An 18,343-nucleotide genomic window follows, 5' to 3' on the forward strand; every position below is an offset into this window, starting at 1 on the left:
CATGACGCACGATAAGAAAGCTTAACTATGGCCGGAAAAATGCGCACGGCGCTGGCGGAATTTGTTGCCCGTGAAACAAGTGCGGGTATTGTGTTGTTCGTTGCTGCCTTGCTTGCCATGATTGCGGTAAACAGCGCATTCAACCCCTATTATGTGGCATTCCTGAACATTCCCGTTGTGGCGCAGTTTGGAGCGCTGGAAATTGCCAAACCCCTATCCCTTTGGATTAATGATGGGCTCATGGCGATTTTCTTTTTCCTCGTTGGTCTAGAGGTAAAAAGAGAGATATTGGAAGGCGAACTGTCGAGCTTTGACAAAGCAGGCCTGCCTGCGATTGCGGCTGTTGGCGGTATGGCAATACCTGCTGCAGTCTTTCTTTATTTCAACTGGGATATTGATGCCAATATCAATGGCTGGGCGATCCCGGCAGCAACCGATATTGCCTTTGCCCTGGGTGTGCTCGCCCTGCTTGGTAAACATGCACCGCTGTCCTTGAAAATCCTGTTGCTCGCGATTGCGATCATCGATGATATCGGTGCGATCATCATCATTGCGCTCTTCTATACCGCCGAAGTGTCGAGCTTCTCGCTGATGTTGTCAGCGGTGGGAATCGTTTTTCTGGTCCTCATGAACCGGCTCGGTGTGGTCCGCGTCGCACCTTATATACTGGTCGGTACATTTCTTTGGATCTGTGTGTTGAAATCCGGAGTCCATGCGACGTTGGCTGGAGTTATCGCCGCGCTCTCGATTCCGCTTAACGCCAAGGACGGCACGTCTCCGCTGAAACATCTGGAGCATATATTGCACCCTTGGACGGCCTTCCTGGTTTTGCCGATTTTTGCCTTTGCCAATGCCGGTGTTTCGTTGGCCAGTCTGCAATTGAGCGATCTTTTCGCGCCGCTTGCGCTCGGCATTGCCGCGGGTCTTGTGATCGGAAAACAGATTGGTGTTTTCGGTTTCATGTTCATCGCGGCCAAACTCGGCATTGTTCGGCGGCCAATGGGGGTTTCGTGGATGCAGCTTTATGGTCTTGCCTGCCTTACTGGTATCGGCTTCACGATGAGCCTGTTCATCGGGAACCTTGCCTTTGTTGATCCGGCGCAAATTGAAACCGTAAAACTTGGCGTAATCAGCGGGTCTCTGGTTTCTGGTTTGCTCGGATATCTGCTCTTGCGCTTTGCCCGTCCTGCCGGAGCAGCGGCATAATATATCGTCGGAATTCCCATCTTCCGGGAAATAGATTGCCGAGCGCCTCGCGATATACGATACCCGTTGCCATGACACGACATCTCTATCTGGCTGGCGGCTTTACCGCGTTGGCGCTGGGCAGTATTGGTATCATCCTGCCGCTGCTGCCGACCGTGCCTTTTGTAATTCTGGCTGCCTTTTGCTTTGCGCGAAGCAGTCCGCGGCTGGAGGCCTGGTTGCTCGATCATCATATCTTCGGAGCACATATTCGCAATTGGCGGGACCGGCGGGCTATTACCAAGCGGGGGAAGCGTGCGGCAATTGCTGCCTTTGCGGTGAGCATTGCGATCGCGTTGATATTCCTGAAACTCCCATGGAACCTGATTCCCGTGGCAGCCGCGGTAATATGCGGCACCTGGATATGGACGCGCAACGAGCCAGATCCGGCTCCACAAATTGCCCCGGACCCGGTGGTCGAAGAAGAGTCTCCGCATAAAGAATAGTGGGAATGTGGCGGCATTTTGATATTCTCGGCAAAATTTGGAGAGAGACATGTCGCGGCAAAAATTACTGGAAATGACCCGTTCGCTGGTAAAGCATGGCGAGGCGGATACGATGGAATTGGTGGATGATGTCGTGGCGGTGCCCGCATCAGACTATACCGACGAAGGTCGTTTCGAACTTGAAAAGGAACGCATCTTCAAGCGGCTCCCGCTAATGGTTGCGCCTTCCTGCGAGGTGCCGGAACCTGGTTCCTATAAAGCCATGGAAATTGCTGGCATCCCGGTTCTCGTCACCCGTCAGAAAGACGGCACAGCCCAAGCCTTTCTTAACAGCTGCACCCATCGCGGCAATCCAGTGGCGCAGGGCAGTGGCAAGGCGTCGCGCTTTACCTGCGGATATCATGGCTGGACGTTTAAAAATAATGGTGATTTGCTGGCCGTGGCGTCGCCCAAGGATTTTGGGACGGTCGACAAGGCAGCATTCTGTCTGAAGAAATTTCCAACGCTGGAGCGAGCAGGTCTGATCTGGGCCACGCTAGACCCGAACAGCGCGCTCGATATTGCGTCTTATCTATGCGGTTATGACGAGCTGTTGGAGCATTTCGGATTCAAGACCTGGCATCTTTTTGAACAGCGTACGCTTCCTGGCCCCAACTGGAAAACCGCCTATGACGGCTATCTCGATTTCTATCATTTGCCGGTTCTCCACAAAGACACATTCGGCGCTGATTTCTTCAACCGGGCCAATTATTTCGCCTGGGGCCCGCATCAACGCCTGTCCTCTCCATCAAAATTCATTCAGAAGACGGGCAGCGATGAACAAATTGATCTCACTGAGACAGATGAGAAAGATTGGCCGATCGACGCCTTGTTACAGGGCGTTTGGACAATATTCCCGCACATCTCGATCGCGAGCTTTTATGGCGGCGGTGGTCGCGGGGCGATGATATCGCAGCTCTTTCCAGGCAAGACGGTCGGTGAAAGTTTCACCACGCAGTTTTACGTGATGGAGCATGAACCAACAAACGATGAAGTCCGGCAGGGCGCACACGACCAGTTCGCGTTTTTGGAAACTGTCGTTGCAGAAGAGGATTACAAGACCGGAAAAAGGCAGCATGAAGCTTTGCAATCCGGGATGCTCGACAAGGTCTGGTTTGGCCGCAATGAAGGCGGCGGGCAGGCTTTTCATCAATGGGTGGACAGGCTGATAAAAGCTGACGATGGCGAGCTGGATGCAATATTCGCGCCGCAGCTAGAGGCTGCTGAATAGCTAAGCGTTGCGAAAATCGCGACTTGGCGGCAGGGCTTCTTCCCAATTGGGGCGTTCGTTACGCAACCTTTCGAGCATTTTTTCCCAATAGGCTTCAGTCTTTCCCTTGAACTGGATATTGAAATCCTCAGCAGTTCGAAATTCCAGAATTTCGACGCCTTTCTCACCAATGGTATAGGTGTACGGCGTTTCGGCCGGCAGGAAGAACCCGTCACCCGGGCCCATATGTTCTGTGCCCATGTGAATATCGCCGGCAATGATATAATAGAGACAATCGCTGTCATGGCTGTGAAGCGGCAGCGGATAACCGGGCTTGAACCAGAAATGATGGAGCGAAAAGCCAAAGCCACTGAACAGGCAGGTGCCTTTATAGCCATCGGCCACACCGGCTTCACCCATTTTGGTTAGGCCATCCAGGATGACCGGCGCATCATCGACATAGGACATATGCCCTGCATCGCCAAAGTCCTGCGCATCTTCTTTGCGGAAGATACGCAGGACTTTCAGCGGCTCGGGTTTATCGCCTGCTTTTTCTGTGCCTGTTTTCGTGGGGGAGGCATCTGCCATATCATTCTCCGGACCAGTTTGGGGAAGGATATAGCATCACAGGCGTGCCGGGGGAACCAGGGGTTAAGCTGGAACAGAATCGCGCGGTGGGTAGCTTGCGATATAACGGTCGAGCACGGCGGGATTCAGCATGTCGCGAAACGCGCAGCCGAGACCAGTGTTACTGCGATGAATGACTTCTGCTTCTAACGGAGCCAGGCCAGGAAGGGTCAGCCAACAACGGGTTCCGGGATGGGCTTGCAGCAAAGCATCACAGGCAAAGCCAGCCAGCGAAATATTTGCAATTTCCGAAGCAAAGCTGCTCGAACCGGAGAACCGCATTTTCGCCGGTATTGCAACTTTGTGTCGCGGCGCACAGCGATCTTCCTCAGCCATGAAGGCATAGGGTGCTACAGCAGGCGGTTTGTTCGTTTTCTGGGTCAGTGAATATGTCATAGGAAACTCCTTGGTAGTGACGACCGCGCATCGATACTTGGGTGTGCACCGACAAACCGGTTTTCTCATAGGCGGGTAAACCACCTCTTCTTTCGCTCGGTAAACAGGATTCTAAAAAAATTAACTATGTTTGGGACTTTTGAGAATGCAAATGGCGGTTTTGCAGTGCCATCACAATGGCGCTTGCTCTCGGCCGCACATAGCGCTAATGCGCGGCCATTGGTTGATTCAGACTAAAGCTGGTCAGCATGTGTAGGGGTGTAGCTCAGATGGTAGAGCGTCGGTCTCCAAAACCGAAGGCCCACGGTTCGATCCCGTGCGCCCCTGCCACTTTTTTCTAAATATATGGCAGTCTCGCAATATGACGCAGTTTATCTCCGCTATCTCATTGATTGTACCGGATTATGATCAGGCTATTGGTTTTTATGTCGGGCTAATGGGCTTTGATCTTATTGAAGATACTCAGCTTTCGGAAGATAAACGCTGGGTTCTGGTGGCCCCTCCGGGCAGCACGGAAACACGGCTGTTGCTCGCCAAAGCTAGCAATGAAGCACAGGAAGAAGTGATCGGCGAGCAAGCCGGCAACCGGGTATTCCTGTTTCTGGAAACCTATGATTTTGATACGGATTTTGCCCTGATGGAGCGTGCCGGCATCGATATCATCGAAGAGCCGCGAGTCGAAAGCTATGGCAAGGTAGTCGTCTTTCGTGACCCGTTCGGTAACAAATGGGACCTGATCGAGCGTCACTAAGGGCTATCGCTCAATATCCAGAGCGCCTGCAATCATACCCCAAATCTGATGCGTTAATATTGCGGGATCGGGCCGGGGCTTCATTCCCATGGCATGCATGATCCCGCCGCGCATGGCACCCGTGATTGCCGCTCCCGCAATAGCCGGATCGATATGCTGGCCGATATCGCCGCGCTTGATGCCGGAACCGATATTCCGCGTGGCCATTTCGATCATCTCTTCATGGCGCGCGGACTCGACAGCTGCAACCTGGTTGGTATGGGCCATCTTGCCAAGGATGACCGGGGCCATGGGATCATTGTAGAGGAATTCTACAGCTGCCATCAGCCGGTCTTTTTCCCGCACACCCCAGTTTATATCGGGATCAATATACTGGTTCACAACGGCATTATAGCGATCATAGAAAGCATCGATAATCGCCCCCAGCATGCCCGATTTAGAACCGAAATAATGATAGGCGAGACCGACGGAGACATCAGCCTTCTCCGCCACCTGACCCATTTCCAGATCACCTTCGCCTTCGCGCAAGATGGCTTCGGCAGCTGCCAATATCTTTGCCGCGCGCATCACTTTGCGATCCGGCTTTTCAATTGCTTTTGCTTGTCCTGACATCTGCTCTCGATCCTCTAGCGGCTTGCTCATTCAACAAGTGCCATCTGCTCTATGGCAATTTTGAATTGAATTCAATTCAAAACCTGATTATCTGCTACAGTGAGATTGATTCGCTGAGGAGGCCATGATGAATGTCGCGAGCACCATTGAAACGAACGATGCCGACCTGACGCCCTATCTGAACGGGCGCAGCTTCGAGGACATGTGGCAGCAGTTTCAGGACGAAGGCTATGTGATCTTTGAAAACGTGCTGACGCCTGAAGAGTTGGAGACACAGCGGGCTGCACTCAAACCATGGATTGATGCCGATATTCGTGGCCGCAATAACTTCGAGGGATCACAGTCCAACCGCATCTATGCCATGCTCGACAAGGATCCTGTTTTTGGCGACTTGATATCACACCCCTTGCAACTGGCTTTTGCCGAACGAGAATTGGGCGCAAGTGTGTTGCTTTACGCCAGCCTCGCGATCAATCTGCATCCCGGTGAAACCCCGCAACCCTGGCATTTTGATGACAGTCATTGCGGCCTTGCCCGTCCACGCGAGCCGCTCTCCATGTCAACATTCTGGTCGATCACCGACATGACGGACGACAATGGAGCCACCGAGATCATTCCGGGCAGTCACAAATGGGGTGACGAACAGCCTGACGGCGCGAATAGCGCTAATGATTTTGTAACCGGGCGGATTGATGGGGATGCCAAAAGCACGGGCAATCATATGCAAGCGATCAAAGCGACCATGCCAGCCGGATCATTGATGATCGCCAAGGGCACTCTCTGGCATCGGGGCGGCGGCAATGATTCCGATGCGCCTCGCCTGATCGTCACGCCGCAATTTTGCAGAGGTTGGTGCCGGCCGCTGGAACAGCAAACCCTGGCAGTGTCGCCGGAGAAAGTGGCCAAAATGCCAAAGCGCGTGCAGGAACTGCTCGGCTATAATATCCATTTGCCGTTCATGGGTTATGTCGATGGCATGCATCCATCGAAGCTGTTACAGTCCGGCCGACATGCCAAGTGACCATGAACTGATCCAGAATCTCTACGCAGCCTATTGTTTTACCGTTGATCGCGGATCAGCGGAAGATATAGCCGCCTGTTTTTGGGACGATTGCTATCTGAACTTTGGTGGCAACATCCATGAAGGCGCGGATGCAGCACGTATTGGATTTGCCAAATGGATCACCAAGATGCGCGATCCGGTCAAGGGATTGCGCCACTGTCTCTACTCGCCGCTTATCACCGTTGATGGCAACCGCGCCAATGCTGAAGCCTATTATGATGCCGATGGACATGCCGGTCGAAAAGGCAAACCGATACAGCTTCGCGGTCTTTATCGCAGCACACTCGAGAAGCGCGCCAATGCAACAGGAACATATGAATGGCGCTTCCTGAAACATGAAGTGCAAATTTGGCCTTCCATCCGCGATCATTCCGCGCCCACCGGGCAGGAGGCGCAGGTTTGAACGCGCTTGAGAGTGACGCGCCGCTAATTGTCTTTGTCGACATCAAGAGCCCCTATGCCTTTGCTGCGATCGGGCCAACTCTGGCTTTAGAGGCGGAACTGGAGTTGCGGTTTGATTGGCGGCCGCTGACGCTCGATATTCCGAGTTATCTGGGATCAGCACGCAAAAGCAAAGGCAAGGTGGTCGAAAGCACCCGTAGTTCCAATCAATGGAGTTGGGTAAAATATGCCTATCGCGATGCCCGCCGATATGTAGAACGCCAGGGATATATGCTTAAGGGCACGGAGAAGATCTGGGATTCCTCAATTCCCAATATCGCGATATTGTGGGTGATGCAGACAGACCGTGAACGGCTCGGGGAGTATTTTGCGGCCGTCTATCCGTCCTTTTGGCGGCGGGAATTGGATATCGAAGATATGGCTGTGGTCGAGACTTGTCTGGAACAGGCCGGAATCGATTCGCGCGGTTTTGCCGAGTTTGCGCGAGGGGAGGGCCGCAGACAGCATGACAAGCTTCAGCCCCAGCTTCATCCCGGCGGTATATATGGCGTGCCCACTTATGTGATCGACAATGTCATCCTGTTTGGCCGCGAACATTTGCCCTATATTCGTTGGCATTTGAAGGGACGGAAAGGACCAGCACCTGACATTGCTTATGAGATTGACGATCTTCAAGCTGGTATTGTGGGAGCAGCACCATGTTGACCCTCTATATCGATTTCAAATCCGCCGCTTCTTACCTAGCGCTTGAGCCGACATTGGAGCTGGCACGCGAAACCGGCATTGTTATCGACTGGCGTCCGTTCTCAGCCCGGCCTTTTTTTGTGCCAGAGGAACAAAGCGATGAGACGGTTGGCGAACGTCATCGCCGCGTCCGTGCCGCGGCGCAGCGGGACATTCATTTGCATTATGCAGCTTTGCAAGGCAGGGACATGCGCTTTGCTGAAGCACCTGCCGGGTCCGATGCCGCATTGGCCGCATTGACTTTGATGGATGGCGATCCATTGCCGTTCCTGCGTGCGGCCTTCGCTGCCTATTGGACCGAACAAATGGATTTAGCCGATGAAACGGTTGTCGAATCGCTGCTGCACTCTGTCGGCATCGACCGACTGGATTGGGGGCCGGCCCGCGCAAAACTGGCGGTAATCCGTGCCCAAGCGGAGGAATCGGGAATTTTTGAAGCCCCCTCCTATCTGATTGCTGATCAGCTTTTTCTGGGCCGCGAACATTTGCCCTGGATACGGTCCTTGATCGCCGCCGAGCAGCGCGACTAAATCCCACTCTTTTCTTGCGGAATCGGGAATCACCGGCTAAAGGGCTGGTTCTTTCCGAAATCATGCATATATCCGATCCCAGTCGACAGACTGACACCCGGAGTTTATGCCGGGTTTGGGGAAAAGTAATTTTAGGAATCGAACCATGGCGAAAGTCAATCCCGGCGAATTTATGCGGCAAGTCCGCGCCGAAAACAGCAAGGTTGTCTGGCCGACATGGCCCGATACGGTCCGTACCGCGATCATGGTGCTGATCATGACGACGATCTTGGGACTGTTTTTCCTGGCCATCGATTCGGTTTTCAACGGGGTGGTCGGTTGGCTGCTTGGGATGGCAAAGGGCGGATAAGCGCTCCGAAACGCAATTTAGAACAGGTTATTATAGATGGCACGCTGGTATATTATTCACGCTTATTCAGGCTTTGAGCATAAGGTCAAAGAAGCCATTGAGGCGGATGCCAAGCGCCTAGGTCTGGAAGGGCTGGTCGAAGAGATCGAGGTCCCGACCGAAACCGTCACTGAAGTGCGTCGCGGCAAGAAAGTCCAGTCGGAGCGGAAATTCTTCCCCGGCTATGTGCTTGCCAAATTGCAGATGACTGATGACGTTTATCACTTGGTCAAGGATCAGCCGAAAGTTACCGGTTTCCTGGGTACGACCAAGCCGCAAGCGATTAGCGAAGCCGAAGCAGCGCGCATCCTCAACACCAAAGAGGAAGCGGCCAACGCGCCGAAACAGCGGATCACCGTCAACTACGAAATTGGCGATCAGATCAAGGTGCTGGACGGTCCGTTTGCCAGCTTTAACGGCATTGTCGAAGAACTGGATTTCGAGAAAAACCGGGTCAAGGTATCGGTATCGATATTTGGCCGCGCAACTCCTGTCGAGCTTGACTTTGAACAGGTAGAAGTCGCGAAATAAGAGATTTGGTGGCTTGCCACCGGATAGACCCCAGCGGCTTTGAGCCGCTGGATCACCAATGCGGGAGGATGATTTTCGGATCATCTGTTTGACCGCTTAATTTGCGGAACAAGGCAATTTCGTCTCGTTCCAATAGAATGAAAGGACAGCCAAATGGCTAAAAAAATTGATGGCTATATCAATTTGCAAGTACCTGCCGGTATTGCAAATCCATCCCCGCCAATCGGCCCTGCACTGGGTCAGCGCGGCGTTAACATCATGGAATTCTGTAAGGCGTTTAACGCGGCTACAGACAAGATGGAAAAAGGCGCACCGATCCCGACCAAGATTACGGTCTATGCGGATCGCAGCTTCACCTTTGAAACCAAGACCCCACCTGCCAGCTATATGATCAAGAAATTGACCAAGCTGAAAAAAGGTTCTCAGGAGCCTGGCAAGGAAGTCGCTGGTACGATCAAAACGTCACAGCTGAAAGAAATTGCCGAAGCAAAAATGGCTGATCTCAATGCTAATGACATTGACCAAGCTATGAAAATCATCGCCGGCAGCGCCCGTTCGATGGGCATCGAAGTGGTGGAGGGATAAGAACATGACAAAACTCTCCAAAAAAGCAAAAGTGATCAACGAGAAAGTCGACCGCGAGAAACTGTACAGCATTGATGAAGCCATCAAGACGCTGAAAGAACTCGCTTCTTCCTCCAAATTTGATGAAACGTTCGACATCGCTATCAACCTCGGCGTTGATCCACGTCATGCTGACCAGATGGTCCGCGGCGTAATTTCTCTTCCTGCCGGCACCGGCAAAGACAGCCGCGTTGCTGTGTTCGCCAAGGACGCGAAAGCGGACGAAGCGAAAGAAGCAGGCGCGGATGTAGTTGGCGCAGAAGATTTGATGGAAGCCATGCAAGGCGGCGACCTCAACTTCGACCGTGTCATCGCAACCCCGGACATGATGGGTGTTGTTGGCCGTCTCGGTAAGGTTCTCGGCCCCAAAGGCCTAATGCCGAACCCGAAACTCGGCACGGTGACCCCCAATGTCGCGCAAGCGGTCAAGGACGCCAAGGGCGGCCAGATCGAGTATCGCGTTGAGAAAGCGGGTATCATCCACAACGGCATCGGCAAAGCGAGCTTCAAGGAAGCAGACCTGCGCAAGAATTTTGATGCCTTGGTCGGCGCGGTTGTCAAGGCCAAGCCAACCGGTGCGAAGGGCAGATATGTCAAGAAAATCGGCTTGAGCTCAACCATGGGCCCTGGTTTGAAAATTGATCTGAGCGAGATTGAAGGCGCGTAAGCCGGTTGATCACGTCAGAGTGAAGTAAAGGCCGGGAGTGATCTCCCGGCCTTTCCTATTTGTCGATTGTCCTGCCGGTATCGGCGTTCAGAATTTGGCACGCACACCAATGCCAACACCGAAGGACTCAGTGTCATCCCGCAGGCGGGCGTTAAATCCGTCAGCACCACCAGCAATGAACCGCCGGTCAAAATTGCGGCGCCGGACATTTGTATACCGGCCTTCCGCAAATATATCGAACGTCTCGCTCGCTTTTACGGTTGCGCCGATAGCGTTGAAGGTCACCAGTCCAGTAGGGTTGCCCCGCACACCGAATGTGGGAGCGGTCGCTACGCCATTATTGGGGAAATAGTTGATGTTCGCATCGACCACACCAATCCCAATGCCGCTTCCAAAATAGGGAATGATTTTCTGATTGGGTGACCAGACAATGTCATTATAGGCGGCCGCCGTTACGGTGAGTTTGCTCAAATCGCCACTGAAATTCTGGTTACCACCATTAAAGTTGCCACCGCTGACATCTGATTCAGAGTAACCCACTTCCAGCTCAAACCGCGGTTTCAGGAAACTGATCAGTCCTTTTTTGAGTCTATAGCCCACGGCGCCCCTGATCGCGAAGCCGGTATCATAGCCGACATTGACATTGGCCGGTGCGCCAGCAGCACCTGGTACGCCGACATCCGGATTTTGTGTGCCGACAAAATCACTGTCGTTCAGGAAGTCGGCCCCGGCTGTAGCGGAAAGATAAAAGCCTTCCTCCCGTTCATTTTCCGCTTGGGCCTGTGCGGGTGCTGCCAGTGCAAAGCCGGCCGCGATGGCGGTAATACCGATAGAGGTCAGGATATTTCTTCTGTGCATTTTTTTGATTTCTTTCTTTGGCGCGAGAGATGCACCATTAAAGTTGGGGGACGTCAGCAATTCGGCGACAATCGGTATCTGGTTACACAGGCATCAAGAAAAAGGATGAAACATGCAGGATAAGATTTATCGTGGCTCTTGTTTGTGCGGCGCGGTTAGAGTTTCGGTGACCGGTAAACTGGCAAGACCCGACGCCTGTCATTGCTCACAATGCCGCAAGCAAACGGGCCATTACCTGGCCAGCACAGATGTACTGGAGAGCGCAGTCACGGTTACCGGCGAAGAAAATGTGCGCTGGTATCGATCATCGGAAAAGGCTCGCAGAGGATTCTGTGCCACTTGCGGTTCAACCCTGTTCTGGGACGCCCGTACACAAGACACAATCGCGGTTGCAATGGGTCTGTTTGACAGACCAACGGATACCACGCTCTGGGGTCATATTTTTACCGAAGACAAAGGCGATTATTACGAGATTGCCGACGGCCTTCTGCAAAGAGATCAGTAAACGGAACGTGTGGAACGGTTAGCTTCGCTTCAGCTCGTCCCCGCTCAAGCGGACAACATGCAGCAAGTTGGTCGATCCCGGAGTCCCGAAAGGAACACCGGCGCAGACGATTAATCGCGATCCTGTTTCGCCAAGCTTGTGCCGGAGCGCCATCCGTTTGGCCTTGGCGATCATTTCTTCAAAATCGCTGACATCGCGGGTGACAACCGCATGTGCACCCCAAAGCAGGCCGACACGTCTTGCTGTGTGGCGATCTGGTGTAAGGACTAGGAGCGGCACTGATGGCCGCTCACGGGCCATGCGCCGGGCCGTCGACCCCGATTTGGTAAAACAGACAATCGCCGATGTCTTGATGGTTCGCGCGATATTATAGCTGGCAGCGGCCAGCGCATCGGCGGTCGTCTCATCCGGAACAGTTTCGGTGAAATGGACCCGTTCAGCATAGGATGGATCGCTTTCCACCTGCATTGCAATCCGGTCCATCATGGTTGCTGATTCTATTGGCCAGTCACCGACGGCTGATTCCGCCGATAACATGATCGCATCGGCGCCGTCATAAATCGCGGTGGCGACGTCTGATACCTCTGCACGCGTGGGCGTGGGCGATTTGATCATCGATTCGAGCATCTGTGTAGCGACAACAACCGGACGACCCAGTGCACGCGCTGCCGCGACGATCTTTTTCTGCAAGGGCGGCACCTGCTCAGGTAGCAATTCCACGCCGAGATCGCCGCGCGCCACCATCACCGCATCTGACAGCTCCAGTATTTCGTCGAGCCGGTCTATGGCGGCCGGTTTTTCAATCTTTGCCAGCAAGGCTGCCTTGCCGCCAATCAGTCGCCGCGCTTCGGCAACATCTTCGGGGCGCTGGACAAAGCTCAGCGCGATCCAGTCAACATCCTGTTCGAGCGCAAAGGTCAGATCCTTGCGATCCTTGTCGGTCAACGAACTGACCGGCAGTACCACTTCAGGCACATTGACGCCCTTGCGATCGGATATTGGTCCGCCGACAATCACCTCGGTTTCGACGCTTTTGCCATCAGCCTTGGTCACTTCAAGTCGGATTTTACCGTCATCCAGGAGCAAGGTGTGACCGGGTTCCAGAGTCTCGATAATTTCCCTGTGTGGTAAATTGACCCGTTTGGCATCACCCTTTGTCTTTTTCAGGTCGAGGGTGAATTTTGCACCAGTTTTGAGCTCGACCGGCGCCTTGTCGAACGTGCCAATACGCAATTTGGGTCCCTGCAGGTCGGCCAAAATCGTTATCGGCCGGCCGGCTTTCTTCTCCAGCGCGCGGATTGATGCCACATTCTTGGCATGGGCCTTGTGTTCGCCGTGGCTCATATTCATGCGAAACGCATCCACGCCGGCCTTGTACATTTTTTCGATCATTGCCGGACTGCCGCTGGCCGGACCGAGGGTGGCAAGCACCTTTACTTTGCGGTCGCGGGAGAACATATGCGCTGCCATCGAAATTTCCTGTTCTGGTGCTTTAAATTCACGCCTGTTAGCCCCAAATCATGACAGGATAAAAACAAAAAGCAACGGAAGCATTTCACATGACAGAACAAATTTCTGATGCAGCGGCAGCGACAGCCTTTCGCCGCCTGGTCAAGCATTTGCAGCACCGCCATGATGCGGAAAATATCGATCTGATGGGTCTTGCCGGTTTCTGCCGCAATTGCCTCGCCGACTGGGTGCTTGAAGCTACCAACGATGCAGGTGGCAATATGACCAAGGAAGAAGCGCGTCAGGCAATCCACGGCATGCCGTCTTCGGAATGGAAGAGAAGTTACCAGACCGAAGCGACGCCAGAAAAATTGCAACGGATGAAGGAAAGCGTAGCCAAGAATGCGGCAGCCGATTAAAGCGGCTGCACGAATCCAAAAACATATTTTCTGGGGAATTTGAGAATGAGCGAAGGCAATGTTGCCGCAGACCAGCTGCGTCTGTTTATTGAGCGTATCGAGCGGCTGGAAGAAGAGAAAAAAGGCATCGCTGACGATATTCGTGATGTCTATTCCGAAGCCAAATCACAAGGCTATGACGCTAAAATCATGCGCCAAATTGTCCGTCTGCGCAAAATGGAAACCCATGACCGTCAGGAAATGGAAGCGATACTCGACACCTATAAGTCGGCCCTTGGTCTCGCCTGAACCATAGGCTAACATCCTGCCTCTAACAGCGGGAGAACAAGCATGATCGTCACGACAACCCCCAGCATCGAAGGCCGGGCAATACGCGACTATCGCGGCATCGTGATTGGTGAAGTAATCGTCGGCGCGAACCTGTTTCGCGACCTCTTTGCCAGCATCACCGATATTGTCGGCGGCCGTTCCGGCAAATATGAAAATGTCCTGAAGCGCGCGCGCGATGAGGCATTGCTGGAAATGCAGGCGGAAGCGGCCAAGCTTGGCGCCAATGCGGTGGTCGGTGTGGATCTCGATTACGAGGTTGTCGGCGATAAGGGGTCTATGTTGATGGTCTCCGCCTCAGGCACTGCAGTCGTTACCGACTAAAGCATGTCCGGTCGGGTCAGCAGGACATAGACCAGCCCGCTGGTTGCCAGCAAATTATAAGCCATGTGCATCGCAATATTGGCCCACCAGCCATAGCGGATTCTGGCATAGCCCCAGATCAGGCCGCCGACGGTCTGTGGCAAAACAAAGGGCAATAGCGCGGCGGGATTGTCACCAGCATAGTTAAACACATGCACGGAGCCAAAGAGCAGGGCCTGGATCCAGAAGACTGCCGGGAAAATTCGAACATACCAGCCAGGTACGGGCCGTTTCCATAGTGCGATCACACATATTAAAACGGCACCGGCAATAACGGCCAACAAAACCGTTGTGCCTATGGAAGCGGGGCCAGGCCATCCCAATTGCTCGTAGCTATATGTCAGTGCCATCCAAAGAATAAGGCCGGAAACAGGAACCAAGAGCCGCGGCGTTCCACTAAGCCACGACCTAAACATAAGTTCTTCGACAATCGGCCCGGCGATCACCACGATCAGCAAAATCTGCCAGATCGGTCGCTGGAACAAATCGGACATGCTGTTTGACATGGAGACATCGAAGGCCAGCATGACCGGGAACAGGACAATCGCGATTGCCGCTACGATTATGCAGTTGAGCGCGAAAAGCCAGATCAGGTCACTTGGCTTTCCCGTCATTTTCCTTTCTATTTGCAAGCCGTCATTCGTGAGTTTCGGCGCGCGCAAAAATGTTAAAAGATCGCGGGTTGTCGCCGTTAGACGGCCGGTGGCCCATCCAATGGTTGAGTTGGGTTCGAACATGCGGCAAAGAGCCTCAATAACAACAATTCAGGTACGGACGAATCATATGGCAGGCCATAGTAAATTTAACAACATCAAGCACCGCAAGGGCGCGCAGGACAAAAAACGCTCGGCACAGTTTTCGAAACTAAGCCGCGAGATAACCGTGGCGGCGAAATCGGGTATGCCTGATCCCGACATGAACCCGCGTCTGCGGCTGGCCGTGAACAACGCCAAAGCAGTGTCCATGCCAAAGGATGGCATTCAGCGCGCAATCGACAAAGCCTCGGCCAATGAAGGCGATGATTATAACGAAGTGCGCTATGAGGGTTTTGGTCCGGGCGGCGTATCGCTGATTATCGAAACACTGACCGACAACACCAACCGTACCTTTACCAATGTCCGCACGATCATGTCCCGTAATGGCGGTAATGTTGGCGAAACCGGTTCTGTCAGTCATGGTTTTGAACGGGTTGGTTATATTGCCTATCCGGCGAGTGCCGGCGACGAAGACACGGTCATGGAAGCGGTGATGGACGCTGGCGGTGATGATATTCAATCCACCGAAGATGGCCATGAAATCTGGACTGCGATGGAAGATTTGCATGAAGTTTCCGGTGCGCTGGAAAAATCTCTCGGTGAGGCGGAAAGCGTCAAGCTCGCATGGAGGCCTTCTGTCGAGGTTGAAGTAGATGAAGCACAGGCGGAGACCTTGTTGAACCTGATCGATGCGCTGGAAGAAGATGATGATGTCCAGACGGTTCACGGCAACTACAGCGTGTCCGATGAGATCATGGAAAAACTGAACGCCGAGTGATCATGAAGCCATGATTATCTTAGGCCTCGACCCCGGCCTTGGTACAACCGGCTGGGGCGTGATCAGCGCCGACGGCAACCGGCTGTCGCATATCGCCAATGGTCAGATAAAGACGGATCCGAAAATGCAACTGGCGAGCCGGTTGCTGAAACTCGACCTTGAGCTGACTGACCTGATGCTGGAATATAAGCCGGAGGCGGCGGCGGTTGAGGAAGTGTTCGTCAATAGCAATCCGCAGAGCACATTGAAGCTGGGGCAGGCGCGCGGTGTCGTGCTGCTCGGCGCGTCGCGCACGGGCATCGAAGTCGGCGAATATGCGGCACGGGCGGTCAAGAAATCGGTGGTCGGCGTGGGCAAGGCGGACAAGGATCAGGTGCAGGCGATGATCAAAATCCTGCTGCCAGGCGTGAAGCTGGCTGGCGAAGATGCCGCCGATGCGCTGGCGGTGGCGATCACTCATGCCCATCATCGCGGGCGTTGAGACGGAAAAGAACAAAACAAAAACTCGACAGATTCGCCTGCCACGCTAAAACACTCTCATGATTGCAAAACTCACCGGCATTATCGACGAAATCGGCACGGATAATATCGTGCTCGACGTAAACGGCGTCGGCTATCTGGTCTTTGCCTCCTCGCGTACGATCACCGCCATTGGCGGGGTTGGCGACGGTGCGACCATCTACACCGAAATGCAGGTCAGCGAGACCGACATGCGCCTGATGGGCTTTGCCAGCGGATCGGAGCGCGACTGGTTCCGACTGCTGATTTCGGTGCAGGGTGTGGGCGGCAAGGTCGCCTTGGCAATCCTTTCCGCGCTGGAAACAGCAGAGATATCGCGCGCCGTAGCAACCGGAGATAAGGCGATGGTTGCGCGGGCCAATGGCGTGGGGCCGAAATTGGCACTGCGGATTGTAAACGAGCTGAAAGACAAGGTCGGCGGCATTGCGACCGACCCGATTAGCGGGGCCGGCGGTGCGGTCCATGCGCCCTCAAGCAACAGTGCTGATGCGGTGAGCGCGCTGCAAAATCTGGGCTTCAAGCCGGCTGAAGCGAGCGCGGCTGTGGCGGCGGCTGATGCGGAAGCCGGGGATGGCGTGACACTGGATGCGCTGGTGCGGCTGGCGTTGAAGAAGGCGGCGAAGTGAGGCTAGTCACTTTCATTCTAGCTGCGTGTTTGACCCCAACTCCTGCACAAGCCTGCGCTGCCAACCCTTCGCCGCAAGCAATGATCTACAAAACAAAACCTTCAGATATTCTGGCGGGCTCAACGGTAATCAAAGTGACAGTGATAGAAAAGCCAGCCAAGTCGTATCGAGTGCGCGTCCGCGTGCTGGAGGGCCCAACCGAGTTGAAGCAAAAGAAAATTTGGATAAGCCCCGATAATTTTTCATCCTGCACCGCGATAGGTCGCGACGTTGGATATTTGGCGATCAAGAAAAGTGTTAGTTTGCAAACTCAAGAGACCTATTGGGGCGAGGTGTTTGAAAGAAGTTGGATTGACTGGATTTTCGATTTGCTAGGAGCAGACCCTTATTACCTGTCGAGCAGTAGAGCTGTTCCTTTTGATGAAATGATTCCTGCCGAATGACCGATCCTGATCGCCTCTCATCCCCCGAACGCAAGGTCGAAGATATCGACGCTGCGCTGCGCCCGAAATCGCTTGATGAATTTATCGGGCAGGAGGCGGCGCGATCCAACTTGCGTGTCTTTATCGAGGCGGCAAAAAGCCGCAGTGAGGCGCTGGATCATACGCTATTCTTTGGCCCGCCGGGTCTTGGCAAGACGACATTGGCGCAGATTATCGCGCGTGAGCTTGGCGTGGGCTTTCGCGCCACATCCGGTCCGGTCATTGCCAAGTCTGGCGACCTCGCGGCACTGCTGACCAATCTCGAAGAAGGCGATGTCCTGTTTATCGATGAGATTCACCGGCTGAATCCAGTGGTCGAGGAAGTGCTCTACCCGGCGATGGAAGATCGTGCGCTCGACCTGATCATTGGCGAAGGCCCGTCGGCACGCAGCGTGCGGATTGACCTGCCGCAATTCACCCTGATTGGTGCAACCACGCGGCAAGGCTTGCTCACCACGCCGCTACGCGACCGGTTTGGTATTCCGGTACGGCTGAACTTTTATACCACCGAGGAACTGGAAAAAGTCGTCCACCGCGCCGCCAAATTGCTCGACCTCGATATCGCTCCTGATGGCGCTACCGAGGTTGCACGCCGCGCGCGGGGAACGCCGCGTATCGCTGGCCGCCTGCTCCGCCGGGTGCGGGATTTTGCCAATGTATCTGGTACTGCCAAGGTGGATCAGAAAACCGCCGACGCCTCACTCACTCGGCTGGAGGTCGACAGCATCGGCCTTGACGCCATGGATCGCCGTTATCTCCACATGATTGCCGATATCTACAAGGGTGGTCCGGTCGGTGTCGAAACGCTTGCGGCGGGTTTGAGCGAACCACGCGATACGATTGAGGAAGTGATCGAGCCCTATCTGATCCAACTGGGTCTGGTGGCGCGCACTGCCAGAGGCCGCGCTCTCAATGATCGCGGCTGGCAACATCTCGGGTTGAAGCCGCCTGCTGGCAAGGAAGTGGACGGCGATCTGTTTGAGTGAA

Annotated in this window: 26 protein-coding genes, 1 tRNA gene and 1 pseudogene; 22 read left to right on the top strand and 6 right to left on the bottom strand. The window is 54.1% G+C overall.

Annotated features, from left to right (window positions below):
- Positions 1-27 precede the first annotated feature (27 nt).
- From nhaA to DG177_RS11460, 3 genes and pseudogenes are all read left to right on the top strand, one after another.
- Entirely contained in the window at positions 28-1,206 is a 1,179-nt protein-coding gene (gene nhaA, locus DG177_RS11450) for a Na+/H+ antiporter NhaA (protein ID WP_337658759.1), read from the top strand.
- 71 nt (positions 1,207-1,277) lie between these two features.
- A pseudogene (locus tag DG177_RS11455) lies at positions 1,278-1,625 on the top strand (YbaN family protein); the annotation flags it as partial.
- Between the two features lie 115 nt (positions 1,626-1,740).
- On the top strand, positions 1,741-2,961 hold the full coding sequence (locus DG177_RS11460) for an SRPBCC family protein (RefSeq protein ID WP_108811597.1): 1,221 nt from the start codon (positions 1,741-1,743) through the stop codon (positions 2,959-2,961).
- Here the strand turns inward: DG177_RS11460 and DG177_RS11465 are convergent, their stop codons facing one another.
- Together DG177_RS11465 and DG177_RS11470 are read right to left on the bottom strand one after the other, a co-directional pair.
- Positions 2,962-3,528, bottom strand: coding sequence for a hypothetical protein (locus DG177_RS11465; protein ID WP_108811598.1), 567 nt, complete (start codon positions 3,526-3,528; stop codon positions 2,962-2,964).
- 63 nt (positions 3,529-3,591) lie between these two features.
- Entirely contained in the window at positions 3,592-3,963 is a 372-nt protein-coding gene (locus DG177_RS11470) for a PilZ domain-containing protein (protein ID WP_108811599.1), read from the bottom strand.
- A 254-nt stretch (positions 3,964-4,217) separates the two neighbouring features.
- Between DG177_RS11470 and DG177_RS11475 the strand changes: the two genes are divergently transcribed.
- A tRNA-Trp gene (locus DG177_RS11475) sits at positions 4,218-4,293 on the top strand.
- 31 nt (positions 4,294-4,324) lie between these two features.
- A complete protein-coding gene (locus DG177_RS11480) occupies positions 4,325-4,714 on the top strand; it encodes a VOC family protein (RefSeq protein ID WP_108811600.1) in 390 nt (129 codons plus the stop codon).
- Between the two features lie 3 nt (positions 4,715-4,717).
- On the opposite strand, the gene DG177_RS11485 is transcribed toward DG177_RS11480, so the two are convergent.
- On the bottom strand, positions 4,718-5,356 hold the full coding sequence (locus tag DG177_RS11485; RefSeq protein ID WP_108811601.1) for a TetR family transcriptional regulator: 639 nt from the start codon (positions 5,354-5,356) through the stop codon (positions 4,718-4,720).
- Between the two features lie 94 nt (positions 5,357-5,450).
- On the opposite strand from DG177_RS11485, the gene DG177_RS11490 reads away from it, so the two are divergent.
- The 8 genes from DG177_RS11490 (at position 5,451) to rplA (ending at position 10,275) form a co-directional block, all read left to right on the top strand.
- On the top strand, positions 5,451-6,347 hold the full coding sequence (locus DG177_RS11490; protein WP_108811602.1) for a phytanoyl-CoA dioxygenase family protein: 897 nt from the start codon (positions 5,451-5,453) through the stop codon (positions 6,345-6,347).
- Positions 6,337-6,792, top strand: a complete 456-nt coding sequence (locus DG177_RS11495; protein ID WP_337658760.1) for a nuclear transport factor 2 family protein — start codon at positions 6,337-6,339, stop codon at positions 6,790-6,792. The genes DG177_RS11490 and DG177_RS11495 overlap by 11 nt, the downstream gene beginning before the upstream one ends.
- Entirely contained in the window at positions 6,789-7,496 is a 708-nt protein-coding gene (locus DG177_RS11500; protein WP_108811604.1) for a DsbA family protein, read from the top strand. Before DG177_RS11495 ends, DG177_RS11500 begins: the two co-directional genes overlap by 4 nt.
- On the top strand, positions 7,490-8,065 hold the full coding sequence (locus DG177_RS11505) for a DsbA family protein (protein WP_108811605.1): 576 nt from the start codon (positions 7,490-7,492) through the stop codon (positions 8,063-8,065). The genes DG177_RS11500 and DG177_RS11505 overlap by 7 nt, the downstream gene beginning before the upstream one ends.
- A 145-nt stretch (positions 8,066-8,210) precedes the next feature.
- Entirely contained in the window at positions 8,211-8,414 is a 204-nt protein-coding gene (secE, locus tag DG177_RS11510; protein ID WP_108811606.1) for a preprotein translocase subunit SecE, read from the top strand.
- A 36-nt stretch (positions 8,415-8,450) separates the two neighbouring features.
- Positions 8,451-8,984, top strand: a complete 534-nt coding sequence (gene nusG, locus DG177_RS11515) for a transcription termination/antitermination protein NusG (RefSeq protein ID WP_108811607.1) — start codon at positions 8,451-8,453, stop codon at positions 8,982-8,984.
- 153 nt (positions 8,985-9,137) lie between these two features.
- Positions 9,138-9,569, top strand: coding sequence for a 50S ribosomal protein L11 (gene rplK / locus DG177_RS11520; RefSeq protein WP_108811608.1), 432 nt, complete (start codon positions 9,138-9,140; stop codon positions 9,567-9,569).
- A gap of 4 nt (positions 9,570-9,573) precedes the next feature.
- Positions 9,574-10,275 carry a 50S ribosomal protein L1 gene (gene rplA / locus DG177_RS11525; RefSeq protein WP_108811609.1) on the top strand — a complete coding sequence of 234 codons (702 nt, stop codon included), beginning with the start codon at positions 9,574-9,576 and terminating at the stop codon, positions 10,273-10,275.
- Positions 10,276-10,362: 87 nt separating this feature from the next.
- On the opposite strand, the gene DG177_RS11530 is transcribed toward rplA, so the two are convergent.
- Complete coding sequence (locus tag DG177_RS11530) at positions 10,363-11,133, bottom strand: hypothetical protein (protein WP_337658761.1); 771 nt, start codon at positions 11,131-11,133, stop codon at positions 10,363-10,365.
- A 112-nt stretch (positions 11,134-11,245) separates the two neighbouring features.
- Between DG177_RS11530 and DG177_RS11535 the strand changes: the two genes are divergently transcribed.
- The gene (locus tag DG177_RS11535; RefSeq protein WP_337658762.1) at positions 11,246-11,638 is read left to right on the top strand and encodes a GFA family protein; all 393 of its coding nucleotides are present in this window, start codon (positions 11,246-11,248) and stop codon (positions 11,636-11,638) included.
- Positions 11,639-11,656: 18 nt separating this feature from the next.
- Here the strand turns inward: DG177_RS11535 and pyk are convergent, their stop codons facing one another.
- Positions 11,657-13,108, bottom strand: coding sequence for a pyruvate kinase (pyk, locus tag DG177_RS11540; protein ID WP_108811611.1), 1,452 nt, complete (start codon positions 13,106-13,108; stop codon positions 11,657-11,659).
- Between the two features lie 89 nt (positions 13,109-13,197).
- Here pyk and DG177_RS11545 point away from each other — a divergent pair, with 89 nt between their 5' ends.
- From DG177_RS11545 to DG177_RS11555, 3 genes are read left to right on the top strand one after another with little or no spacing between them, the layout of a single operon-like run.
- Positions 13,198-13,506 carry a DUF1244 domain-containing protein gene (locus DG177_RS11545; RefSeq protein ID WP_108811612.1) on the top strand — a complete coding sequence of 103 codons (309 nt, stop codon included), beginning with the start codon at positions 13,198-13,200 and terminating at the stop codon, positions 13,504-13,506.
- A 45-nt stretch (positions 13,507-13,551) separates the two neighbouring features.
- Positions 13,552-13,794 (top strand): DUF2312 domain-containing protein, encoded by a 243-nt coding sequence (locus DG177_RS11550; RefSeq protein ID WP_074203789.1) that lies wholly within the window; start codon positions 13,552-13,554, stop codon positions 13,792-13,794.
- A gap of 42 nt (positions 13,795-13,836) precedes the next feature.
- The gene (locus tag DG177_RS11555; protein ID WP_108811613.1) at positions 13,837-14,157 is read left to right on the top strand and encodes a heavy metal-binding domain-containing protein; all 321 of its coding nucleotides are present in this window, start codon (positions 13,837-13,839) and stop codon (positions 14,155-14,157) included.
- On the opposite strand, the gene DG177_RS11560 is transcribed toward DG177_RS11555, so the two are convergent.
- Entirely contained in the window at positions 14,154-14,810 is a 657-nt protein-coding gene (locus DG177_RS11560) for a CPBP family glutamic-type intramembrane protease (RefSeq protein ID WP_337658763.1), read from the bottom strand. The two genes, DG177_RS11555 and DG177_RS11560, sit on opposite strands and share 4 nt — an antisense overlap.
- 169 nt (positions 14,811-14,979) lie before the next feature.
- Here DG177_RS11560 and DG177_RS11565 point away from each other — a divergent pair, with 169 nt between their 5' ends.
- The 5 genes from DG177_RS11565 to ruvB all read left to right on the top strand — a co-directional run bounded on the left by DG177_RS11565 (position 14,980) and on the right by ruvB (position 18,342).
- Positions 14,980-15,729, top strand: coding sequence for a YebC/PmpR family DNA-binding transcriptional regulator (locus DG177_RS11565; RefSeq protein WP_108811615.1), 750 nt, complete (start codon positions 14,980-14,982; stop codon positions 15,727-15,729).
- Positions 15,730-15,739: 10 nt separating this feature from the next.
- Complete coding sequence (ruvC, locus tag DG177_RS11570) at positions 15,740-16,210, top strand: crossover junction endodeoxyribonuclease RuvC (RefSeq protein ID WP_108811616.1); 471 nt, start codon at positions 15,740-15,742, stop codon at positions 16,208-16,210.
- Positions 16,211-16,268: 58 nt separating this feature from the next.
- Positions 16,269-16,874 carry a Holliday junction branch migration protein RuvA gene (gene ruvA, locus DG177_RS11575; protein WP_108811617.1) on the top strand — a complete coding sequence of 202 codons (606 nt, stop codon included), beginning with the start codon at positions 16,269-16,271 and terminating at the stop codon, positions 16,872-16,874.
- An 80-nt stretch (positions 16,875-16,954) separates the two neighbouring features.
- A complete protein-coding gene (locus tag DG177_RS11580; RefSeq protein ID WP_108811618.1) occupies positions 16,955-17,317 on the top strand; it encodes a hypothetical protein in 363 nt (120 codons plus the stop codon).
- Positions 17,314-18,342, top strand: a complete 1,029-nt coding sequence (gene ruvB / locus DG177_RS11585; protein ID WP_108811619.1) for a Holliday junction branch migration DNA helicase RuvB — start codon at positions 17,314-17,316, stop codon at positions 18,340-18,342. Before DG177_RS11580 ends, ruvB begins: the two co-directional genes overlap by 4 nt.
- Position 18,343 lies beyond the last annotated feature (1 nt).

The organism is Sphingorhabdus sp. Alg231-15, assembly GCF_900149705.1.
Taxonomy (GTDB): Bacteria; Pseudomonadota; Alphaproteobacteria; order Sphingomonadales; family Sphingomonadaceae; genus Parasphingorhabdus.

Bases quoted from the DNA above. Each gene is read 5' to 3' on its own strand.
- DG177_RS11465 (WP_108811598.1), bottom strand. From the start codon at position 3,528: ATGGCAGATGCCTCCCCCACGAAAACAGGCACAGAAAAAGCAGGCGAT.
- DG177_RS11550 (WP_074203789.1), top strand. From the start codon at position 13,552: ATGAGCGAAGGCAATGTTGCCGCAGACCAGCTGCGTCTGTTTATTGAG.
- DG177_RS11545 (WP_108811612.1), top strand. From the start codon at position 13,198: ATGACAGAACAAATTTCTGATGCAGCGGCAGCGACAGCCTTTCGCCGC.
- pyk (WP_108811611.1), bottom strand. From the start codon at position 13,108: ATGGCAGCGCATATGTTCTCCCGCGACCGCAAAGTAAAGGTGCTTGCC.
- rplA (WP_108811609.1), top strand. From the start codon at position 9,574: ATGACAAAACTCTCCAAAAAAGCAAAAGTGATCAACGAGAAAGTCGAC.
- DG177_RS11535 (WP_337658762.1), top strand. From the start codon at position 11,246: ATGCAGGATAAGATTTATCGTGGCTCTTGTTTGTGCGGCGCGGTTAGA.
- ruvA (WP_108811617.1), top strand. From the start codon at position 16,269: ATGATTGCAAAACTCACCGGCATTATCGACGAAATCGGCACGGATAAT.
- DG177_RS11470 (WP_108811599.1), bottom strand. From the start codon at position 3,963: ATGACATATTCACTGACCCAGAAAACGAACAAACCGCCTGCTGTAGCA.
- ruvC (WP_108811616.1), top strand. From the start codon at position 15,740: ATGATTATCTTAGGCCTCGACCCCGGCCTTGGTACAACCGGCTGGGGC.
- DG177_RS11460 (WP_108811597.1), top strand. From the start codon at position 1,741: ATGTCGCGGCAAAAATTACTGGAAATGACCCGTTCGCTGGTAAAGCAT.
- ruvB (WP_108811619.1), top strand. From the start codon at position 17,314: ATGACCGATCCTGATCGCCTCTCATCCCCCGAACGCAAGGTCGAAGAT.
- rplK (WP_108811608.1), top strand. From the start codon at position 9,138: ATGGCTAAAAAAATTGATGGCTATATCAATTTGCAAGTACCTGCCGGT.
- DG177_RS11490 (WP_108811602.1), top strand. From the start codon at position 5,451: ATGATGAATGTCGCGAGCACCATTGAAACGAACGATGCCGACCTGACG.
- DG177_RS11580 (WP_108811618.1), top strand. From the start codon at position 16,955: ATGATCTACAAAACAAAACCTTCAGATATTCTGGCGGGCTCAACGGTA.
- DG177_RS11530 (WP_337658761.1), bottom strand. From the start codon at position 11,133: ATGCACAGAAGAAATATCCTGACCTCTATCGGTATTACCGCCATCGCG.
- DG177_RS11485 (WP_108811601.1), bottom strand. From the start codon at position 5,356: ATGAGCAAGCCGCTAGAGGATCGAGAGCAGATGTCAGGACAAGCAAAA.
- nusG (WP_108811607.1), top strand. From the start codon at position 8,451: ATGGCACGCTGGTATATTATTCACGCTTATTCAGGCTTTGAGCATAAG.
- DG177_RS11565 (WP_108811615.1), top strand. From the start codon at position 14,980: ATGGCAGGCCATAGTAAATTTAACAACATCAAGCACCGCAAGGGCGCG.
- DG177_RS11555 (WP_108811613.1), top strand. From the start codon at position 13,837: ATGATCGTCACGACAACCCCCAGCATCGAAGGCCGGGCAATACGCGAC.
- nhaA (WP_337658759.1), top strand. From the start codon at position 28: ATGGCCGGAAAAATGCGCACGGCGCTGGCGGAATTTGTTGCCCGTGAA.
- secE (WP_108811606.1), top strand. From the start codon at position 8,211: ATGGCGAAAGTCAATCCCGGCGAATTTATGCGGCAAGTCCGCGCCGAA.
- DG177_RS11505 (WP_108811605.1), top strand. From the start codon at position 7,490: ATGTTGACCCTCTATATCGATTTCAAATCCGCCGCTTCTTACCTAGCG.
- DG177_RS11560 (WP_337658763.1), bottom strand. From the start codon at position 14,810: ATGACGGGAAAGCCAAGTGACCTGATCTGGCTTTTCGCGCTCAACTGC.
- DG177_RS11495 (WP_337658760.1), top strand. From the start codon at position 6,337: ATGCCAAGTGACCATGAACTGATCCAGAATCTCTACGCAGCCTATTGT.
- DG177_RS11480 (WP_108811600.1), top strand. From the start codon at position 4,325: ATGACGCAGTTTATCTCCGCTATCTCATTGATTGTACCGGATTATGAT.